We start from the raw sequence: 20,633 nt of genomic DNA, 5'->3' as shown, positions 1-20,633 counted from the left end.
AAGCCGGGCTTATGCTTCGGCTTCTTTCAAACTTTTACCGGACAACAGTGAATTATTTTGAAATATTTTGTATAGAAAATTACTTTAAAGCAGCCTGATTCTATAATGAGTGTATCTTTTTCTAAGATGAATGATGCTGTTTTTTCTATGGAAATTTTCCTAAATTTTCAGATAATGGTATTAACATAAAGTAAATCAGTACTTAATCCAGCTATTGACAAATCTTACAATGCTTTTAATCTGGTATTTATTATAGCTGATATTTTCTACTGATGCTTTTCTTCGTTTTGTATCTTTTTTAATTTCCTGGCATACTACTTTTATATTAAAAAGATTTATGATAAAACGCATACAAAAAAAATCGTCCATGGGTTTTCCTGTTAAAGTTATTAAAGCTGCCATTGTAACACAAACGATAGCTTTAATTCTTTGCGGGCAAATTGCGGCTCAATCAAAAACCAATACGGGTACTGAGGCTGGCGAAATAGTTCCGGGCGCCGAAATGGTGGTGATGAATCAGGGTGCACTTATACCATCATTTATACAGTTCAAACGAGGTTCTGAAATTGAATTGGGAACATGGAATGCCTGGATAAATAAGCAATTCAGACTTGCTCCTGAAATCAGTTTTTCTCAAACAAGTACTGAAACGGACTCACGAGGCATGACTCATTATCGGTATAACCAGCGATGGCTTAATTATACGATTTTTGGAAGCGAAATTATACTTCATACATCGACAGGGAAAATTGAATCAATAAGCGGGCACATTCGCGAAAAATTTAAGGTGCACGCACAGGTGGTGTTATCTGAGGAGCAAGCGCTGAACCGTGCATTGCAGAGTATTGCTGCTCAAAAATATCAGTGGGAGTTGCCGGAAGAAGAACTGCTGTTGAAGCGCGAACTTGGCGATAGCTCTGCCTCATGGTTTCCACATGCCGAATTGGTGCTTGTTCCTGATAGCGGTAACTTTTCCGGAGAAAACCGTCGGCTGGCCTATAAATTTGATGTGTACGCTCATCAGCCCTTATCGCGTAATTATGTTTTTGTTGATGCCGCCGATGGCAGAATCTTATTGAAAGTTAACCGCATTTGTATGGAACATGAAAACATAACCGCTAATGCAGTGGGTACAGCCAATACAAAATACAGCGGACCACGATCAATAACCACTGATGTTTTTGGAATCAGTAGTCAGTACCGCTTGCGCGAAACCGGCCGTGGACTTGGAATAGAAACATATAATATGAAATCAGGCATAAATTATTCCGCTGCTGTAGATTTTATTGATGCTGATAATATATGGAGTAATGTCAATGCGCTTCAGGATGAAGTAGCCACCGATGTCCATTGGGGGACTGAAAAAACCTATGATTATTTTCTCACAAAATTCAACAGGAATAGTGTGAATAATGCCGGTTTAAAGCTAAAGAATTACGTTCATGCAAACCTTGTTGCCTTCGGGTTTGTTGATAATGCCAATGCTTTTTGGGATGGTTCACGCATGTCGTATGGCGATGGGAATGGGACGTGCGGTCCCTTTACAGCTTTGGATATTGTTGGTCATGAGATAACACACGGCGTAATTCAATACAGCGGACAACTCAATGCTACAGCCGAGTCTTTGGCTCTGAATGAAGGTTTTGCTGATATTTTTGGCGTTTGCATTGAGGCATATGCAAAATCCGGCAACTGGACCATGGGCGAAGATATTTGCAGTCCGATTAGAGATTTATCGGACCCTAATTCATTGGACTATCCGGATACATATCTTGGTAATTATTGGGATTTTGGTGGCGAGGCACACACTAACAGTGGTCCGCTCGGATATTGGTTTTACCTCTTATCAATGGGTGGGTCCGGAACCAACGACCTAAGTGATAATTATAACATCACCGGTATAACTATTGATTCTGCCGCCATTATTGCTTACAATACCTTATACTACCTTACATCAACCTCAACCTATGATGACTGCCGGGCAGCCTCATTAATGGTTTGCAGCAGTCTGTACGGACCCTGCTCAAAAAAGTACGAGCAATGTGCCAATGCATGGTATGCCGTTGGTGTTGGACCGGCTTATAGTGTCTTGCCCACAAATGTGGCTGCCACCGCTTTGCCCGCTATTCTGAATTTTGGAACAGCATTGTCTCTTACAGGCAGCGCTGTCGGAGCCACTTCCTGGACATGGAGCGGTCCCGGCGGTTTTTCATCTACCGCGCAAAATCCCGTGTTTACAGTATATACAACATCCAGAGCCGGTATCTACACATGCGTTGTTTCAAATAGCTGTGGCTCGAAAACAGCCTGTACAGCTTCTATTATTGTAAATCCGATGGCTCAAATTTGTTCGTTCGCACTTGGAAGTGCGGCGGTTTGCCTGGGCAACACAGTTGAAATACCGATACAATTTACCGGACTTAATCAACCTGACGTCGGCGATATTTCTATACAAATACAAATTTCAGACACCGGAATAATTAGGTATACGGGTTTTACCGATTTGAATCCATCAATTTCCGGGGCTAATCTTTCTGTTTATAAATTTAACAGCGGAATTGTTGATACGATTTCAGTACAATGGCTGAATCCGGGTTCCTGCAGCTTCAGTACTGCTGCTGGAACTCTGTTGAAACTTCGTTTTTACTGCACGAATAAAGGCAATGTTGATCTTCGGTTTTTGTCTGGGGTTCAGGTAAAAGTTATTGACTGCAGCAGCAACTTCCCGTATGCAGTTAACTGGACCAATGCATCCATTGCAATCAATGGCCCGATTACACAGTATTCCGCATCCGTATCATCAAATCCTGCATGTACCGGCGATTTCGTAAGGTTAACCGCATTGGCTGCCGGGGCAACAATGTGGCACTGGTACGGGCCGGGTGGCTATACTTCAACGGTTCAAAATCCCGTAATACAAAATCTGACTACTGCCATGAGCGGAACTTATACGCTTACTGCACAAAATTATTGTGGTGGCAATATCGTGCTTACACAGGACCTAACAGTCATAAGCGGCAACTGTTTTATTCAGCCATGGCTTGGATTTAACAGCAATTGGTCGTCTCCGGCAAACTGGCAGGGAGGGCAAATTCCCGACTCAAACACCGATGTGGTAATTTCTTCTTCGGCGAACAACCCGGTAATAAATGGATTCGCAGAATGCCGTAATTTGATAATTAATCCCGGTGCAACACTCACTATTTTACCCGGGCAGTCGCTCACGGTTCACGGTGTTACAACGCTCAATGGGGCGCAATGTTTGATAATTAAGTCGAATAACACCGGTACGGGTTCATTTATTGATAACGGAATAATTAATGGAAACGGCACCGCTAAAGTAGAACGGTACATAACAGGAAACGTTTGGCATTATATTTCAGCTCCGGTTACTATTGCTACGGCATCGGTATTCAGCGGTCAGTATTTGAAAAGCTGGAACGAGAACAATTATTCATGGTCCAATCTAATTACACCTGCAGCACCCATTGCTACACTTCAAGGATATGCTCTGAAATCGCTCAGTTCAAGTACATATAATTTCTCTTCAAAGCCCAATACCGGCAGTCTGCAACTTTTGCTCACCAGAAATTCAAACCTGCCCTTAAGTAAGCAGGGATGGTGCCTGGCCGGAAATCCCTATCCGAGTTCCATAGATTGGGATGCGCCTTTGGGTTGGAATAAAATCAATGTTGATAACGCTGTTTATGTGTATAATCAATCATACTCAAACTATGCTGTTTACAATAATGGGATTGGTGTTAATGGTGGTTCCAGGTATTTACCTCCGATGCAGGGCTTTTTTATTACCTGCAATAATAATTCGGGCGGCATCATTGAAATGAATAATCAGGTCCGTATACATAATAATACCGGCTTTTTGAAATCGGAAGCTGAGCCGGATTATATCAGACTTACACTGAAAAATGAAGCCTGGCGCGATGAAATTGTTGTAAGGATATGCCAGCAATCTTCTGCCGGATTTGACGGACAGTTCGATGCCTATAAATTTATGGATGGTGGCCTGAGCCAGTTGTGGACAGAGAACTCAAATAGCTCATCCGTTCAGTATGCAATAAATACGATTCCCGACGTTCAGAATGGTGCCGAAATTCCTGTTGTTTTTAGACCCGCACACAATGGATTATTTTCAATTACCGCAAGCGAGTTTGAACATTTAATCCAGCATACCGGAATATTTTTGGAAGATCTGAAAACTGGTGTTACAACAAATCTTGCAGACACACCCGAATATTATTTTACGGCAGACACGGGTGATGCAGTTCATAGGTTTGTATTGCATTTTGAAGCCGCTGTGATAAGCGGGAAGCAACCGTTGCTGCCTGTGGAATCTTCGGCAAGTACCGTGGTTCCCAATCCAAATAATGGTGTCTTTACAGTTGTTCCGGGTAATCGAATCAAAGAACAATATTATATCAGCATTGCCAATGCGGAAGGACGAATAATTTACAATAGTTCAAGAGCGATGCAAGGCGACCAACGAATTTTTGCGGGGACACTCAGGCGAGGATTGTATTATCTGAGAATGAAAACTTCTGTGCGTACGGAAATTGTTAAGTTTATTGTTGCAGAATAAACAAACATTATTTGCTCACCGTCTTCACGTCAAGAGCATCGCGCAAAGCGTTACCGACGAGCATAAATGCGAGTACCATGAGCATAATGGCAATGCCCGGAATAATGGCGAGGTAGGCTGCGTCAAGTATGATATACGCGTAATGTTCCTTAATCATGGTTCCCCATGAGGGCATGGGCGGCTGAACGCCTATTCCCAGAAAACTGAGGCCTGCTTCTATCAATATAGCTGATGCGAAATTTGCTGCGGAAATTACAATAACAGCCCCCATAACATTCGGTAAAATATGCCTGAAAATAATCCTGAAACTTTTAAATCCCAATGCCTTTCCTGCTTCCACAAATTCTTTTTCGCGAATGGATAAAATCTGTCCGCGGACCACTCGTGCCACTTCAACCCACATGGTGAGTCCAACCGCAATAAAAACCTGCCAGAAACCTTTTCCTAAAGCAAATGTTATGGCAATAACCAGCAATAAGGTCGGTATTGACCAGATAACGTTGATGAACCAAACAATTACATTATCAACCCAACCACGGAAATAGCCGGCCAGCGCCCCAAACAGTATGCCAATAACCAGCGATATCAGAACTGAAATAAGTCCTACCGACAGGCTTACCCGCGTCCCAATCATTAACTGACTCAGCAAATCGCGCCCGAAACGGTCTGTTCCGAGTAAAAACGTTTTATCAATGATGTTATTTTTTTCAATTTCTGTTTTGAGTTCAGCACAACTTTTAGTAACCGGATTTCCATCAATATCTGTGAAGGAAATGGTTCCATCGGATGATAGCACCGGCGCTGTTTCTGCTTGAAGCGGAAACAAAACATCGGCAAAGTTATAGGCTTTTATTTCTCCGTCATTGGGTACGGCTCCCGTATACGCTTCAACGAATATTGTGTCTGATTTGAATGAATATTTATAAATCGGAACTGCGGTGTATTCGCTTTTATGTCCCGATATCATCGTACTAAAAAAGTTTTTTGCTGAAGCCGGTTCGTTTTTACGTACCATCAGCATTTTTACTGAAAAACCGGGCTTTTTGGTGGTGAGCTCAAGGAATTGCTGATTGGCGAATGGCGTATTGTCGGGTGTTATAAGGTATCCCAGCAACGAAATTACCACCGCAAACCCAATAAAAATCAGAGCGCCAACGGCGAGTTTGCTTTGTAAAAAACGTTTCCACGCTTTACGCGATAATGATGACGACGATATGTACTGTTTTCGTTTGAACACGCTGTAAATTGTAGGAATTTTAATGCAGCAAATGTAGAAAATAATTTAAATCATCTTTATTGATTTAAGCTGCATAATAGTTTATATTTGTGATTCGTCGATTAATCGAAGCGATTATAGGCTAATTTGGGGAATCAATAAAAGAACAGCATGGTTATTACAATCAACGGAAAAAAAATATTCTTTACAGCTCAGGGTCGCGGAAATACAGTTGTGCTGCTTCATGGTTTTACCGAAACTCTTGATATATGGAATGATTTTGCTGTCCGGCTTTCAGCAAATTTTCATGTTATTACTATTGATTTGCCGGGGCATGGGCGCAGTGAGTGTTTGGGCGAAATACATACTATGGAAGCCATGGCTGAATGTGTGCATGCTGTACTGAAGTCGCAGCGTGTTACAGAATGTGCCATGGCCGGACACTCAATGGGTGGCTATGTAATGCTTGCCTTTGCCGAAAAGTATGAGGAAATGATGCGTGGCTTATGCCTTTTTCACAGCACTGCTTATGCCGATACACCCGACGGAAAAGTAAACAGACAACGTACAATCGATGTTATAAAGAAAAATCACGCAGGTTTTATCAGCAACTTCATTCCGGAATTATTTGCCCCTGCTAACAGAAGCCTTCTGAAACGCGAGATTCAAACCCTGACCGAAGCTGCACGGGGAATGACCAAAGAATCTATTATCGCATCGCAACGCGGAATGCTTGAACGGCCCGATCGTAGCCATGTGCTGAAAAATTGCCCTGTTCCGGTACTCATTATAGCCGGAAAGCTGGACAGCCGGATTCCATATGAAAAGGTGCTGCAACAAATGGCACTGCCCAACGATTGTATTGCCTTGCTGATGGGTGATGTCGCGCATATGGGCTATCTCGAAGCGACCGAAAAAACATTTTATGCACTTAATTCATATCTGGACGGGCTTTGGTAATGCCCGTCTGTGAGAGTCTTCAATTATAGAAACAAAGTAAAAACAATTATAATCACAGTATGAAAACAGATCTTGAAATTGCACGCGAAGCAAAAATGCTGCACATAAAAGAAATTGCTGCACAATTAGGCGTTCAGGAAGATGACCTGCAGATGTATGGCAAGTATAAAGCAAAACTGCCGTTAAAACTCATAGATAAAGACGTTGTGCGACAGCACAAACTCATTCTGGTGTCGGCTATTTCTCCTACTCCGGCGGGCGAAGGAAAAACAACGATGTCTATAGGTCTATCGCAAGGCTTGAACCGGATTGGAAGAAAGACAACTGTTGTACTGCGCGAACCGTCGCTTGGACCCGTATTTGGAATGAAGGGCGGTGCCGCCGGTGGCGGATTCTCACAAGTGCTGCCTATGGAAGATATCAACCTGCATTTTACAGGCGATTTTGCTGCTATTGAAAAAGCACACAATCTGCTTGCGGCACTTATCGATAATAACATCCAGAATAAACGAAACCATCTGCCGCTCGATCCCCGGACCGTTTCGTGGAAACGTGTGATGGATATGAATGACCGCTCACTGCGTAAAACAATTGTAGGGCTGGGCGGAACCATGTCGGGAGTGCCACGCGAAACGGGCTTCGACATCACAGCCGCATCCGAAGTGATGGCCATTCTTTGTTTGTCGGATAACCTGAATCATCTGAAAGAAAAACTGGGGAATATTTTTATCGGTTACACCTACGATAAAAAGCCTGTGTATGCCCGCGATCTTAAAGCAAACGGTGCTATGGCGGCATTGCTTAAAGATGCGATAATGCCCAATCTGGTTCAGACTATTGAAAATACTCCTGCAATTATTCATGGTGGTCCGTTTGCAAATATTGCACAGGGCACCAACAGTGTAATCGCCACCAGAATGGGACTTACGTTAACTGATTATGTGGTCACCGAAGCAGGATTTGGTTTTGATCTGGGAGCCGAAAAATTCCTCGATATCAAATGTGTTTATGCAGGACTGGCGCCCAGTGCTGTTGTGCTTGTGGCAACCGTTCGCGCATTAAAATACCATGGCGGCGCCGACCTTAAAACGCTCAAAGAGCCGAACCCCGAAGCATTGCGAAGAGGATTGGCAAATCTGGAAAAACATATTGAGAATATGGGGCACTTCCATATCTGCCCCGTTGTTGCCATCAATAAATTTGTGACCGACACCGATGAAGAACTGAATATTATCAGGGATAAATGCACAGAACTGGGTATTCCGTCGGCCATTGCAAATGTGTGGGCTGAAGGTGGCGGCGGTGCTGTTGAACTTGCCGAAATTGTTGGTAAGGTTGTTGACCGCTGTCATGCTAAATTTACGCCCATGTATGATTGGGAATGGTCTATAGAGAAGAAAATTGAAACCATTGCCAAGAAAATTTATGGGGCTGAAGCGATTGATTACACGGCAAAAGCAAAGAAAGATTTAATTAAAATTCATGAACTGGGGCTTGATAAACTTCCTGTCTGTATAGCAAAAACGCAGAAGTCACTATCGGATAATCCTGACCTGCTGGGTCGGCCGAAAGATTTTATTGTTACGGTCAGAGAAATAGAAATAGCAGCCGGAGCCGGTTTTGTGATTCCGATTACCGGTGAAATCATGCGTATGCCGGGCCTTCCGGAAGTGCCGGCAGCAGAAAATATTGATATTGATAACGAAGGAAATATTACCGGACTGGCTTAATTCCGGAAGCAAAAAATAGTGCATCAGTCATTGTCTTCAGCAAACCACTCTGCCGAAGAAGTGACTGTTTCGCAAAGTTTTAAGTGATGAAGTTTTAAATGTTCCGGAAGGATTTTTTTAATCCTTGATGCAAAGTCTATCAGCATATTTTCGCAGGTTGGCTGATAGGGCAGAAGTACAATATTTTCAAATCCTGACAGACCTTTCAGCGTTTCAGCAGGCGTTTTATCGTAAAGAACCAGGGAATGGTCGAGCTGATTGGTAATATTATCATGGATTAGTTTTTTCAAAAGCGTAAAATCCATCACCATGCCATTGTGGGGGTCTTCATCATTTGCAATGGTCTGCCCGCTAAGCGTAACGTAAAGGTAGTATGAATGCCCATGAATATTACGACAGGGACCGTCGTAATTCAGCAATGCATGAGCCATTTCAAATTTAAATTCTTTGGTGATGCGGATAATATCCATGTTGTGAAGATTAAAAGTTGAATCTTTTCTGCAAAGGTAAGATTAATAAATCAGGAAATTTATAGCGTTTTTTAAATGAAAAAGTGCTGAAGATTGATATATATCCTTGGGTAAAGCTTATATTTTGCTTATATTAGTATGATTTTAATTATTTTTATGCCATTATTTATAAGGTTTTCTAAAACAACCATTATTCAAAAAACATTGTCTACCTGAAGTCTTAAATCCAATGCCCTTGAAAAAGAGATTCTCTGTCCTTGTATTATTCCTTTTATTCATTGCAATTAAAGGATTTGCACAGGCGCCCGTTGCAGATTTTTCAGCCAATACTACTACCGGTTGCGGCACGCTTATCGTTACCTTCACTGACCTTACAACCAATAATCCCACTTCATGGTTGTGGAACTTTGGCGACGGTGGTACTTCCACTATTCAAAACCCTACGCATGCATATGTTGCTCCGGGCACCTATACCGTAACACTTAAAGCGACCAACTCCCAGGGCAATAATACAATCGTTAAAACTGCATACATTCACGTTTTTGCACTGCCCACACCGTCATTTTCGGCAGCACCTCTTTCGGGCTGTTCTCCACTGGCAGTTCATTTTACAAATACGTCTACTCCGGGCGACGCACCCATTAATCAATGGTTGTGGGATTTTGGTGACGGCGCAACCTCGTCGGCACAATCACCTACACATACCTACACAGCTTCCGGAAATTTTACTGTGGCTTTGCAAGTTACCGATCAGAATGGATGTTCAAACAGTTTCTCAATAACAAACTACGTACATGTGGGATTAAAGCCTGTGGCTGGATTTACTTCTCAAGTACCGTCGGCCTGCAATCCGCCTGTAAACGTGCACTTCACCAATACAACGATTCCGGGTTCGGTTACAAGTACCTGGACTTTCGGAGATGGCGGCACATCCACGCAGTTTTCGCCCACACATGGTTACAACAACCCCGGCACGTATACCGTTACACTTATTGTATCTCAAAACGGATGCACAGACACCATTACGCATACCGTAACAATTACCACAAGCCCTTTTACCGCGCAGTACAGTGCAAGTCCATTGTCGGGATGTTCGCCACTTACAGTAACTTTTCATGATTTAAGCACACCTGCGCCAAATTCATGGTCGTGGACATTTGGTGACGGCGGCACTTCTACAGCGCAGAACCCTTCACATACTTACAGTGCACCGGGAACCTACACCGCAACACTGATTTCGGCCAATGGTTCCGGCTGTTCTGATACCGTGGTGCATACCATTACGGTTTACGGTCCTCCTAACCTCAGTTTTACCGGAAATCCTATTTTAGCCTGCCTTCCGCCACTTAATGTTTCCTTTACACCTTCAGCTCCGGGCGCTGTTTTATTTTCGTGGAATTTTGGTGACGGCTCAACCAGTACATTACAAAATCCTACGCATACGTACACAACACAAGGTTCGTTTACGGTAATGCTTACCGTTACTGATGTTCATGGTTGTACCAATACGTATAACAGGGTTAATTATGTGAATATTTCGCCTCCATTGCCGCATTTCGGTGCCAATCCGCGCGAAGGGTGTATTCCACTTTTGGTGCAATTTACCGATTCAACTGTTACTTCAAGTTATATAACTAACTGGACATGGACATTTGGCGACGGATCACCGGTAAGTCATCTGCAGAATCCAAGTCATAATTATCCTGATACCGGAACTTATCTTGTTTCATTGTTTGTTGTGGATTCTATGGGATGTACGAATACCTGGACTGATACTGTTTTCGCGGGCAAGCATCCTATCGCGAATTTTGTAGCCGACGATACCATCGGCTGTTTGAAATTTACAGTCAATTTTACGGATCTTTCGAGCCCATACGCCGATGACTGGTATTGGCAATTTGGCGATGGTGGGATATCCCATGAGCAAAACCCTCAGCATACGTATCAGGATACCGGCTATTTCAGTGTGACGCTGATTGTAAAGCACAACGGTTGTCCCGATACTATAAAGTTCACGGATTATATTTATGTCAAACCACCCAAGGCAACATTCACGGGAACCCCGCAAATAGGTTGCTCATCGCCGCTGTTCGTGCAATTTACCGACCAGTCTATTATGCCCCAGACCTGGAACTGGACGTTTGGTGACGGCGGAAGTTCAACGCAGCAAAATCCTTCGCATACCTATAGTTCGCCCGGATTTTACGATGTGCAGCTAATCGTTTCGAACAGTAACGGGTGTAAGGATACGATGCTGGTGGCTAATTATGTTCAGATATCTGATATTACGCCTAGTTTTACCCAAACGACGACCGAAATTTGTGAAGGCAATTTTATTGCTTTTCTGAGTACTTCTGTTGTTAATACTTCAGTCACAAATTATCATTGGGATTTTGGCGACGGTACAACCGGTTCGGGATATGTAGTTACTCATTTCTATTTTAATCCCGGTGTTTTTACCGTCAAGCTTGTAATTACGGATGCTTTAGGATGTCACGACAGTATAACAAAAACGAACTGGATTACAGTTCGCGAGAAACCTCGCACTAATTTTACTTCCGATGTACAGGGAGGCTGTAATCCGCTTACGGTGCATTTTACAGACATGACCGTTGCTATTGCCCCTGCTACTATTTCGTCATGGGCATGGGATTTTGGCGATGGGGCAACTTCCACTGTTCAAAATCCGGTGCATACATACAGTGCCGTGGGAACTTATACAGTGAAACTGAAAACTGTCGACAGCAAAGGATGCGACAGCACAATTATAAAATTGAATTATATCACCACTACATTTCCGATTGCGTTTTTTACCGCCGACTCATTGAAGTGTTTCAATGATACAGTGTTCTTCACCAACCTTTCAAGCGGATTGCATCTGAGTTATGCCTGGAACTTTGGCGATGGCTCTCCTTCAGATACGGCAAAAAATCCCTGGCATCTGTTTAACCCGCCACTCACGGCTACATTTACCGTAAGTCTCACGGTTACCGATTCTGTGGGCTGCGACAGTGCCTACGACAGGCAAATCATCATTTCAAGACCTCATTCAAATTTCTTTGCAAACACGGTTACGGCAAACTGCCCGCCTTTGTTTGTGAATTTTAATGATTCATCATCTGCCGATGTAGTTCAATGGCTATGGAATTTCGGCGATCCCGGAAGTGGCATGAATAATTTTTCCCAATTTCAGGATCCGCAGCATCATTATACTACTTCAGGAACTTTTGATGTTTCTTTAATTGTGGTTAATTCTGATGGCTGTATTGATTCACTGCATCTCGTCGATTATATTACGGTGAACGGCCCTACCGGAAGTTTTACTTACAGTCCGACCAGCGGATGTACACCTGTTGATGTCACTTTCACTGCAACATCAACCAGTACTACCAGCTTTTTGTGGGTATTTGGCGATGGCAACGCAACCACCACCACCACCGGTTCAGCCATGCATACATACACAGATGGTGGTAATTTTGTGCCCACACTTGTAATTACTGATTCTATTCATAACTGTTCACTTACAATTACCGCGAACGATACAATTACTATTGTTGCCGGTTTTGCGGATTTTGGCTACACGCCGACACCGCCCTGCACACCTTCGTCTACAGTGGTATTCAGCGATTCTTCGCAAACATCATCACCAATTACTTCCTGGCTGTGGGATTTTGGCGATGGTACTACCTCAACAATTCAAAACCCTTCGCATCTATACAATGTCAATGGTACATATGATGTAACACTGACAATAGTTGCTGGACCATGTACTTTCGTAATGACCTACGACAGCGTTGTAAGTATTTTTAATCCTCCGGCGATTGATATCACAATAACCGGGACTACAACATGTTATCCACCGCTTCAAACCACCATTAAAGTTGATACTGCAGGTATCAATCAGACTTTTGCCAGCATGGTATGGGATTTTGGTGATGGAACTTCGGCGTCAAATATTACCAATGCCATTCATGTTTATGCAGCTTCAGGGAGTTATCCCGTTACGGTTACAATTACGTTTCCTAACGGATGTCAAATGGTATTGTCAAGTACGGCAAATATTTCAATTTATCCTGTTCCAACGGCTGGTTTCAGTACCGATACAAACAATGTACTTGCGGGTGACCCTATACAATTCACGGATGAGAGTTTAGGCGTAAACCTTATTTATTACTGGAATTTTGGAGATGCAGTTACCGGCACAGACCAGAATCCGATACATGCGTACGATTATGCGGGCACGTATGATGTGATTCAGATTGTTTCAACGCCTAACGGATGTTCAGACACCGCTTACGGAACAATCAATGTTGCTGAAGATATTTTATTACCCAATGTTTTTACACCCAACGGTGATGGCGTCAATGACCAGTTTGAAATTATTGCACGCGGATTTACTGATTACAATCTGTTGATTTACAATCGTTGGGGAAAGAAAGTGTGGGAAAACACTAATCCTGCTGTATTCTGGAATGGCAAAGTAGGTAAAGAAGATGCTGCAGACGGTGTGTACTATTATGTACTTGAAGTTACCGCCCGTGGTCATGATTCAAAATACAACGGCACAGTTACCATTATTCGATAATTAACATCGGATTGCAAATAAATCCATTGTTGATTGTAATCCGATACTTGCTTATTCGTCCAGCTATTTGTCATTAGGCTGAACATGAACTGAAAGAAACCTGTGAGAAGGAAAATCCTCCACCTGATTGTTAATACAGGATTTCTGATTCTTTTTCTGGGGTTTGCTACCAGGGCTTTTTATGAAAGTGTTGTATTGAAGTGCACAACAAATTATCCCGGAGCAATAATTGTTACGGCAATCATTGGAATGATAGTTTCCGTGCCTGGGGTTATCAATGGCAATTCTTTGTCGGCAAGAATAACAATAATCCTTCGGCTTACTCAGCTTACCGCCTTACTGGTATGCATTTTTTTATACCTGTTTTGGGCGCTTGATTTTTTATCCACCGCTTTTGTGGGAGTCGGCTAGGGCAATTGAAGTCCTTGTCATTAAAAGTTCAATTACCATGATATAATAACCTGACCGTTTCCGGACTGGTATCCCGGAGTATTTGTTTGGTTTGTTCCTCCGTTATAAGAACCACCACCGCCGCCGCCATAGGTGGGTGAGCTTTGATAATTCCCACTTCCGCCTCCTGAATATCCGCCGCCGCCACCTCCGGTGAAGCCCGTTGCACCGCCTCCGCCAAAACCGCCGTTGCGACCCAATGAACCTCCGGTTCCACCGGCACCTCCATTTATAAAAGCTATTCCGGGAGTATTCACGGTTCCGTAACTGATATCTCCATTTGAGTTATTAATTCCATTTCCGGTAAGTCCGCCGCCACCGGTACCACTGTGCCATCCTGTCCATGGCCAGGTAGTGCCACCGCCACCTCCGCTTCCGCCTGCACCTCCGCTTCCACCTCCGGTTTGCCCGCTTGTTGTAATCTGTCCCGGGCCTCCATTACACATTGAGGCACCTGTATAGTTTTCGGCGCCGCCGCCGCCGCCGGCAATCATCAGCGGTGAATTATTCTGAAGTGTAACAAACGAACCGCCGCCGCCACATCCACCGCTTTGATCAGAATTATTAATTGCTGCAGCGCCTTGTTGCCCCACCAATATTTTAATGGTTTGTCCGGCAAGATTGGTGAAATCTCCTTTTATGCGGGCTCCAAGTCCGCCGGTATATACTCCTGCATTACCTCCCTGTGCACCCATCACATCTACAGTCACTGTTCCGCAGGCGTTTGTCGGAACAATATAGGTAACGATACTTCCCGTATAGCTGAACGTAACAGTGTTCGGGCTGCATACGGTCACTGTAATCTGCTGTGTGGTTATTGTGGAGGTACATCCGTTTTTAACGACCGTAAGTGTAATATCGTATGTGCCTGCTGAAACCCACGATACAACCGGGTTTTGTGCATTGCTTGTTGCCGGATTTCCATTCTGAAAGGTCCAAGAATACGTGGCACCTGTTTCTGAAGGGGTAAAAGTAACATTCATGTTCAGCCCGGGAGAAGTGGGGGTAAATGAAAATGCAGAAGCAGGTACAGGATTTATAATGGCTGTTGTACCTGAATAATTGCTGGAACAATTTTGATTGTTTGTGCGTACCTGATATAAGCCGCTGTTGGTGGTCGTTGTATTTAAAATCACCGGATTTTGTTGAGTGGATGTGAATCCGTTAGGTCCCGTCCATGTATAGGTAACGTTGGGAATATAGGTGGCAGTAAGATTGAGCGTACTGCCGGAACATATCGGGCTGTTGCTGCCTGCAACCGCTGCTGAAGGCGCGATACAGTTTCCGCACCATTCAAACCAGCTTCCGCTTTTGTAAAAATTAAAGCACTTTGAAGTCGTATTAAAAATGAGTAATCCTTCGGCAGGAGTTACAATGGAATCGCGTGCACCGGTGGTCATACGCGGAACCAGTAATCCTTTGTCATTGCTTTTTATATCGAGCATTGCCGATGGATCGGGAGCCGTTCCGTTTGTATTTATCGCGGTGCCTTGCGAAAAAGTTTTGAAGGTTATCAGGCAAGCGAGGGTAAGAAACGTGATAATTGTTTTCATCTTTTACGATTTAATCATAACAAATATAAGAAAAACAAAGGTTTTAAGGATACAGATAATAAGCAGGGGAAATAGTTCTTGCTGGGAGAATTTGATTATATGATAACTATGGACCACATCAACCATTGAAACGGTTTTCTGAAATTGATATTAACTGTTATTATTCTACCGTTATTTCAAAAATAGTGCCTTTGGTTTCTCCCGACGGGAAGGGAATATTGCGCTGGTCGAACGGACTTCCGGGCCACCAGTCGGTGTTGTGGAACTCCTGCGAGATGATGAGCAGCATCTGGTTGTCGGGAATAGTGGTCACACCGCTGTTCATGTAACCCACAACTTTCAGTTTGTCTTTTTCAGGGCCGATACGCCAGATTATTTCTGTCGGGGTCCATTCAATCTGAAAATAGTAATACGGAGAACCGAACAATTCGCGTTCATTGGCATCATATTTCTCAGTGATGGCGCGATACCAGTAATCCCAACGATGGGCATAAAAAATCTCATTTTTATACGGAACAGGGAAGCAGCCCGCGTTGTAATTTTCAGGTGCCGTGCATGCCATGTCCCAATTGGTGCAGCTTACGGTAATATTGCCGTTATTCACTTCATCGGGCAGCGGCACGTTCCATTGGGTGCTGTCTTTAGCATTTGCAACAGGATAAAGATAGGCGGGTGGAAAAGCATAATCGGGGCAATAGGGTACTGTTTTCAGAATTTCAAAATCTATTTCGGAATAGGTTGTTGTTTGAGCACGTTCATCTTTTTCACCGCTCCAGTATTTAGGACGGTATCCTTTGCCTTCGCAGATACTGCGCTCGTTCCACGCATCATTGCTTTGAGTGATGAGCCACAAAGCATTTGTCAAACCATTCCAGACATGGTATTTATTGAGCAAACGAGTAAGATTCGCTTTTACCGTGTATGTGCCATAGGTTAGCCCGTGACGGGTGATTAAACCAACATCCTGTTTTTGCAGTTTCTGTGCTGTGGCAGCAGGATTTATTATTGTAATCCGATGAGTGGATGTGTCGGGAATGATATCGCGGCAAGGGCAATCGGCTGTAGACGGTTTGGTGTGAATACGGTCAGATTTCTTGCTGAAAGTGCGGTTGTAATTATAATCGACCTGAGAGTACTCATCATTCAGAACATTGGCAAGAGTGGGAATATTATCAAAGGCTGAGGACTCATCAACATAATGAATGAATTGTTGAACAGGTGCATTTTTGTATAACAAGGTCGTGTTATTACAATTCATTGTAAAGGCCGTATCTGATTTTGGCGATGGAAAATCAGCCGGTGAAATGTACACCCCAGAGCTTAAATCCGGTGATGCAATAATACGCAACCTGATTTCTGAAATTTGGGATATGATGTTCGGAATAGCCCGTCCACCGCCATAAAGGAAAAAATGAAACGGATTCACAAACTGTCCTGATTTTGTTTTTGTAATATCAGTAATATATGTCGGGAAAAGCCCTTTCTGGAGATTCGATTCATCGCTTACAACCAGCATCATCCGGTATGTTCCGACGCGCGGATTGCGCTTCCACCGGTCATTAACATTGCCTGAAAAATATTTTTGTTCATTTCTTGGATTTCCTGTAATTGAAAAAGTACCATCAACCTCATGAAACCTTCCGTCGGCGGGGATTTCAGATGTATATGCAAAACATGTTGTAGTTTGCATGGCCGTTCCGTAAAAATTCTCTCCTGATTTTTCATGCTGTTTCGCAGAATCGTTAGCGCTGCATTCAGGAAATTTGTAGGATTCATTTTGGTAATACAGGCGATATAGAAATTTACTTGTGCTGCTTTTTTTGTTTTTTATTGAAAAATGAAAATGGAAAAGTCCGTCCTGAGCCTGTTTCACAGAAGGTATCGTAAATCCGTTGATGGCGTTTGTGTAATCCAGATTTATAGTCTTGCAATTGCTATCACCCGCATTGTTGGCTTTTGCGGGCTTTAGAAACAGCTGAAACGATTGAATTTCAAAAGTGCTGCACTCCAGTGATGGCGGTAGTTTTATTCCAGTGCAGCCTTGAGCCAGCAGCAGGATTGTTATGGCTGACAGAAAAATCAGGTTGTGAATTATTTTTGTTTTTATTTCTACAATTGTCATAACTCACTTTTTATGCGGGTGCGCCATTTTCAGGTCGCACACTTTTTGAATGCCACAAATTACCAGCAAATCATCCATGAATATTTCACTGTCGCACTGATTCCATAGAAAAACGTTTAATTGATCATCAGGATTGAATGCGATGTCTTTAATATCAAAACTTCCCGAAACTTTGAACCAGTGGTTTGCAGGAACACTATTTCCCTTAATACGAATACTGGCGGAATAGCGCTCCTTGTTTTTTTTGTCTGTAACGGTTACTGCAAGCTGTGCTTCGGGGTCATTGACGCTGCCTGCAATAAATAACCATGCGCTGATTGCTATACGGGTTGGTAAAGTGAGCAGCGCAGAATCAATATTTTTTTTAACTACCAGGCTGTATGATAAGCGACCGGATGCAATGGTGCTGTATTTCCCTGTATGTGCTCTGACGTTGCTTCTGAGATCAGAAGCTTCCCCATGTTCAAAACTGTACAGGTAAGCATTCGGCCCGGGCATCTGATCGGCAGTTGTTGTGTAACCTGCAATTGGTGCAGCCGGGACGATAAGTTTGTGCTTTGCCGAATAATACAGAAAAAGAAAAAACACACCAAATGCCATGATTATCAGGGCAAGTAAGAAGATGGTCTTTTTATAGTGAATGTGCATTGTGAACCGTTAGATTATTTGCTTATTATAACAAAGATACATAAGATGGAATTTCCACGACTTACAAAATCCCTTTTGTTATTGTGTATTAGCATTTACAGAATCTTTAGCCGGGGCATTTGTATCATTATCCTTCCAAAATATCCCTCGGTATTCTTTGCCTGTTTTAAGAAAAACCTGTTTGTATTTTTGTTCTGTCATCAATTCCCAATGCAAAATATAATAACGATACTGGTATGCTTGCACCTGATTTAAAAACAGGAAAAAAGTACAAAGTGCTATCGTAATTATTTTGGTAACCGGTGACTTAAGCAAGGAAAAACCAAACGCGAGAAGAATGGCGAACAGCGAGTAATAATCTATAAACGCCCTATGTCCGAAGCTCATGCCGTACCACCAGCACCACCACGATGAAATGGTGTACACTGCGACAGACAAAAAAAGCAGTGCGAAAAATAACATGAATCGATTATTCTTGAGAAACCAAAACAGACCGATTAATGAAAATGCGCACAGCGGCGTATAAAGAAAAAATCCTTTTTTATAACTGGACAAAACCTGCATAATGTGAGGCTGTGAAAAATCGAATGATTGTCCCGCGTAGCTGTCAATAAACCATTGTCCGGTTTGCTTATGCCAAAGCCACAGTTGAATGAAACTCAATAATCCGACAATCAATAGTGCGAACAGCCATGTTGCATTTTTGAACATGTGTTTGATTCCTGACAATAAAACAGGATGGCTTGTTGCAACAAACGGAAGGAGCAGCAGAACTATAATGTTGGTCGGTCTGATTAACAAAATGATTCCCAAAAACAATGCAGCCCATAGTAATTTTTGTGGACGAAGTGTGTTGAAGTAATCGAAAGAAAACAGCAGAAAGCCGGCAATAGCCATAAAGGAATAAACATGCGACATGGCGGGTTCGTAAAGCGTGTAATGATACAGGTTTGTTGCAAATACAATAAGCGTGAGCGAAAGTGCCGACACCCCGGCTCTTTTTGTAAGTCTTCGTAATAATTTGAACAAAAATACACAGCCAAGCCAACAATAAAAAATACTGCCGAGTGCAATAAAATACTGGTATAACAATGAAAAACCATCAGGCGGAAGGCCGCTGATAATACTTAACAGGTGTGCGAGTAAAAAAAACGGAAGCATCAATAGTGCTGTGCCCGCAAAAAATTGATTCACATAGCGCCCGTTCACTTCGTGTCTGAATTCAAATAATTTGGGATTGGGTGCACTGTCATAATAATTGCTCGATGCCTTTTCAAGAAAAGAGTAAGTTTGGTCGTGATAAATGAAATTTGACGGCAGATAAGAATAATAGCCAATACCATCACTGAATATAATCTTGCTTTTAGGATTGCCGAAAAAGCCGCGTGTGCCGAAGAACGCTATTAGCAAAGCAATTCCTATAAGAAAGGGCGAAAAGGAATAAATTTTATTTTTAAGTGGCATAAGCATTATAAAGCAAAAATAAGGAAGCTGAACTGATTTTACGCCGTATTTATGCGAGATTGTTTATTTTTGTCTGAAAAGCAATACAAAAAGAACCCATGCCAACGCTATCTATCGTCATTCCCGCATACAATGAAGCCCGTACCATCCATCTCATTCTTGATAAAGTTGGTGCCGTAAATCTGGATGGCGGATTTATAAAAGAGATTATCATTGTCAATGATTTTTCGAAAGATGCAACCGAAGAATCAATAATGGCATATCAGGCTTCTCATCCCGATATGAATATTCAATACTTCAAACATGAGAAGAATAAAGGGAAGGGTGCTGCGCTGCATACCGGTATTGATAAGGCAACGGGCGATTATATCATTATTCAGGATGCCGATCTTGAGTACGACCCCGAAGAGTACAATCTGTTGTTAAAGCCTATCATTCGTGGCTTTGCCGATGTGGTGTTTGGTTCTCGTTTTTCAGGCGGACGGCCGCATCGTATTTTATTTTTCTGGCATTCGATCGGAAACCGTATGCTGACAGGTCTTTCAAACATGTTCACGAATCTGAATCTTTCAGACATGGAAACCTGTTATAAAATGTTCCGTTCGGATATCATTAAAGGAATTAAACTGCGTGAAAACCGTTTTGGATTTGAGCCTGAAGTTACAGCAAAAATTGCCCGTCTGAAGAACATAAGGATTTATGAAGTGGGTATTTCATATTATGGCCGTACCTATGCCGAAGGCAAAAAAATCAGTTGGAAAGACGGTTTCCGTGCCATTTGGTGTATCATGAAATTCGGCTTGTTCCGCGTGAATTAAAAAAAAACGGGGCTTCACTT

Annotated in this window: 12 protein-coding genes; 6 read left to right on the top strand and 6 right to left on the bottom strand. The window is 42.8% G+C overall.

Going from position 1 to position 20,633, the window contains the following annotated elements; genetic code table 11:
- Positions 1-337: 337 nt before the first annotated feature.
- Positions 338-4,597, top strand: coding sequence for a M4 family metallopeptidase (locus WCM76_09970; protein ID MEI6765957.1), 4,260 nt, complete (start codon positions 338-340; stop codon positions 4,595-4,597).
- 7 nt (positions 4,598-4,604) lie between these two features.
- Here the strand turns inward: WCM76_09970 and WCM76_09965 are convergent, their stop codons facing one another.
- On the bottom strand, positions 4,605-5,834 hold the full coding sequence (locus WCM76_09965) for an ABC transporter permease (GenBank protein MEI6765956.1): 1,230 nt from the start codon (positions 5,832-5,834) through the stop codon (positions 4,605-4,607).
- 150 nt (positions 5,835-5,984) lie between these two features.
- Here WCM76_09965 and WCM76_09960 point away from each other — a divergent pair, with 150 nt between their 5' ends.
- On the top strand, positions 5,985-6,773 hold the full coding sequence (locus tag WCM76_09960) for an alpha/beta hydrolase (GenBank protein MEI6765955.1): 789 nt from the start codon (positions 5,985-5,987) through the stop codon (positions 6,771-6,773).
- A gap of 59 nt (positions 6,774-6,832) precedes the next feature.
- The gene (locus WCM76_09955) at positions 6,833-8,503 is read left to right on the top strand and encodes a formate--tetrahydrofolate ligase (GenBank protein MEI6765954.1); all 1,671 of its coding nucleotides are present in this window, start codon (positions 6,833-6,835) and stop codon (positions 8,501-8,503) included.
- 23 nt (positions 8,504-8,526) lie between these two features.
- Here WCM76_09955 and WCM76_09950 read toward each other — a convergent pair whose 3' ends face one another.
- Positions 8,527-8,973 carry a 6-carboxytetrahydropterin synthase gene (locus tag WCM76_09950; GenBank protein MEI6765953.1) on the bottom strand — a complete coding sequence of 149 codons (447 nt, stop codon included), beginning with the start codon at positions 8,971-8,973 and terminating at the stop codon, positions 8,527-8,529.
- Positions 8,974-9,208: 235 nt separating this feature from the next.
- Between WCM76_09950 and WCM76_09945 the strand changes: the two genes are divergently transcribed.
- Both WCM76_09945 and WCM76_09940 read left to right on the top strand, forming a co-directional pair.
- Entirely contained in the window at positions 9,209-13,558 is a 4,350-nt protein-coding gene (locus WCM76_09945) for a PKD domain-containing protein (protein MEI6765952.1), read from the top strand.
- Between the two features lie 102 nt (positions 13,559-13,660).
- Positions 13,661-13,969, top strand: a complete 309-nt coding sequence (locus WCM76_09940) for a hypothetical protein (GenBank protein ID MEI6765951.1) — start codon at positions 13,661-13,663, stop codon at positions 13,967-13,969.
- A 32-nt stretch (positions 13,970-14,001) separates the two neighbouring features.
- Here the strand turns inward: WCM76_09940 and WCM76_09935 are convergent, their stop codons facing one another.
- The 4 genes from WCM76_09935 to WCM76_09920 form a co-directional block, all read right to left on the bottom strand.
- Positions 14,002-15,561 carry a PKD domain-containing protein gene (locus WCM76_09935; GenBank protein MEI6765950.1) on the bottom strand — a complete coding sequence of 520 codons (1,560 nt, stop codon included), beginning with the start codon at positions 15,559-15,561 and terminating at the stop codon, positions 14,002-14,004.
- A gap of 160 nt (positions 15,562-15,721) precedes the next feature.
- Positions 15,722-17,683 (bottom strand): hypothetical protein, encoded by a 1,962-nt coding sequence (locus WCM76_09930; protein MEI6765949.1) that lies wholly within the window; start codon positions 17,681-17,683, stop codon positions 15,722-15,724.
- 3 nt (positions 17,684-17,686) lie between these two features.
- Positions 17,687-18,331: a hypothetical protein gene (locus tag WCM76_09925; protein MEI6765948.1), complete on the bottom strand. Its 645-nt coding sequence runs from the start codon at positions 18,329-18,331 to the stop codon at positions 17,687-17,689.
- Positions 18,332-18,409: 78 nt separating this feature from the next.
- Positions 18,410-19,795, bottom strand: coding sequence for a hypothetical protein (locus WCM76_09920; GenBank protein ID MEI6765947.1), 1,386 nt, complete (start codon positions 19,793-19,795; stop codon positions 18,410-18,412).
- 98 nt (positions 19,796-19,893) lie between these two features.
- Between WCM76_09920 and WCM76_09915 the strand changes: the two genes are divergently transcribed.
- Entirely contained in the window at positions 19,894-20,613 is a 720-nt protein-coding gene (locus tag WCM76_09915; protein MEI6765946.1) for a glycosyltransferase family 2 protein, read from the top strand.
- The last annotated feature ends 20 nt before the right edge of the window (positions 20,614-20,633 follow it).

The organism is Bacteroidota bacterium (genome assembly GCA_037133915.1).
GTDB lineage: Bacteria > Bacteroidota > Bacteroidia > Bacteroidales > CAIWKO01 > JBAXND01.
This window is presented reverse-complemented; position numbering and strand designations above follow the sequence as displayed.

Coding starts and splice junctions, on each gene's coding strand:
- WCM76_09920 (MEI6765947.1), bottom strand. CDS start 19,795: ATGCCACTTAAAAATAAAATTTATTCCTTTTCGCCCTTTCTTATAGGA.
- WCM76_09955 (MEI6765954.1), top strand. CDS start 6,833: ATGAAAACAGATCTTGAAATTGCACGCGAAGCAAAAATGCTGCACATA.
- WCM76_09915 (MEI6765946.1), top strand. CDS start 19,894: ATGCCAACGCTATCTATCGTCATTCCCGCATACAATGAAGCCCGTACC.
- WCM76_09950 (MEI6765953.1), bottom strand. CDS start 8,973: ATGGATATTATCCGCATCACCAAAGAATTTAAATTTGAAATGGCTCAT.
- WCM76_09925 (MEI6765948.1), bottom strand. CDS start 18,331: ATGCACATTCACTATAAAAAGACCATCTTCTTACTTGCCCTGATAATC.
- WCM76_09930 (MEI6765949.1), bottom strand. CDS start 17,683: ATGACAATTGTAGAAATAAAAACAAAAATAATTCACAACCTGATTTTT.
- WCM76_09970 (MEI6765957.1), top strand. CDS start 338: ATGATAAAACGCATACAAAAAAAATCGTCCATGGGTTTTCCTGTTAAA.
- WCM76_09960 (MEI6765955.1), top strand. CDS start 5,985: ATGGTTATTACAATCAACGGAAAAAAAATATTCTTTACAGCTCAGGGT.
- WCM76_09935 (MEI6765950.1), bottom strand. CDS start 15,561: ATGAAAACAATTATCACGTTTCTTACCCTCGCTTGCCTGATAACCTTC.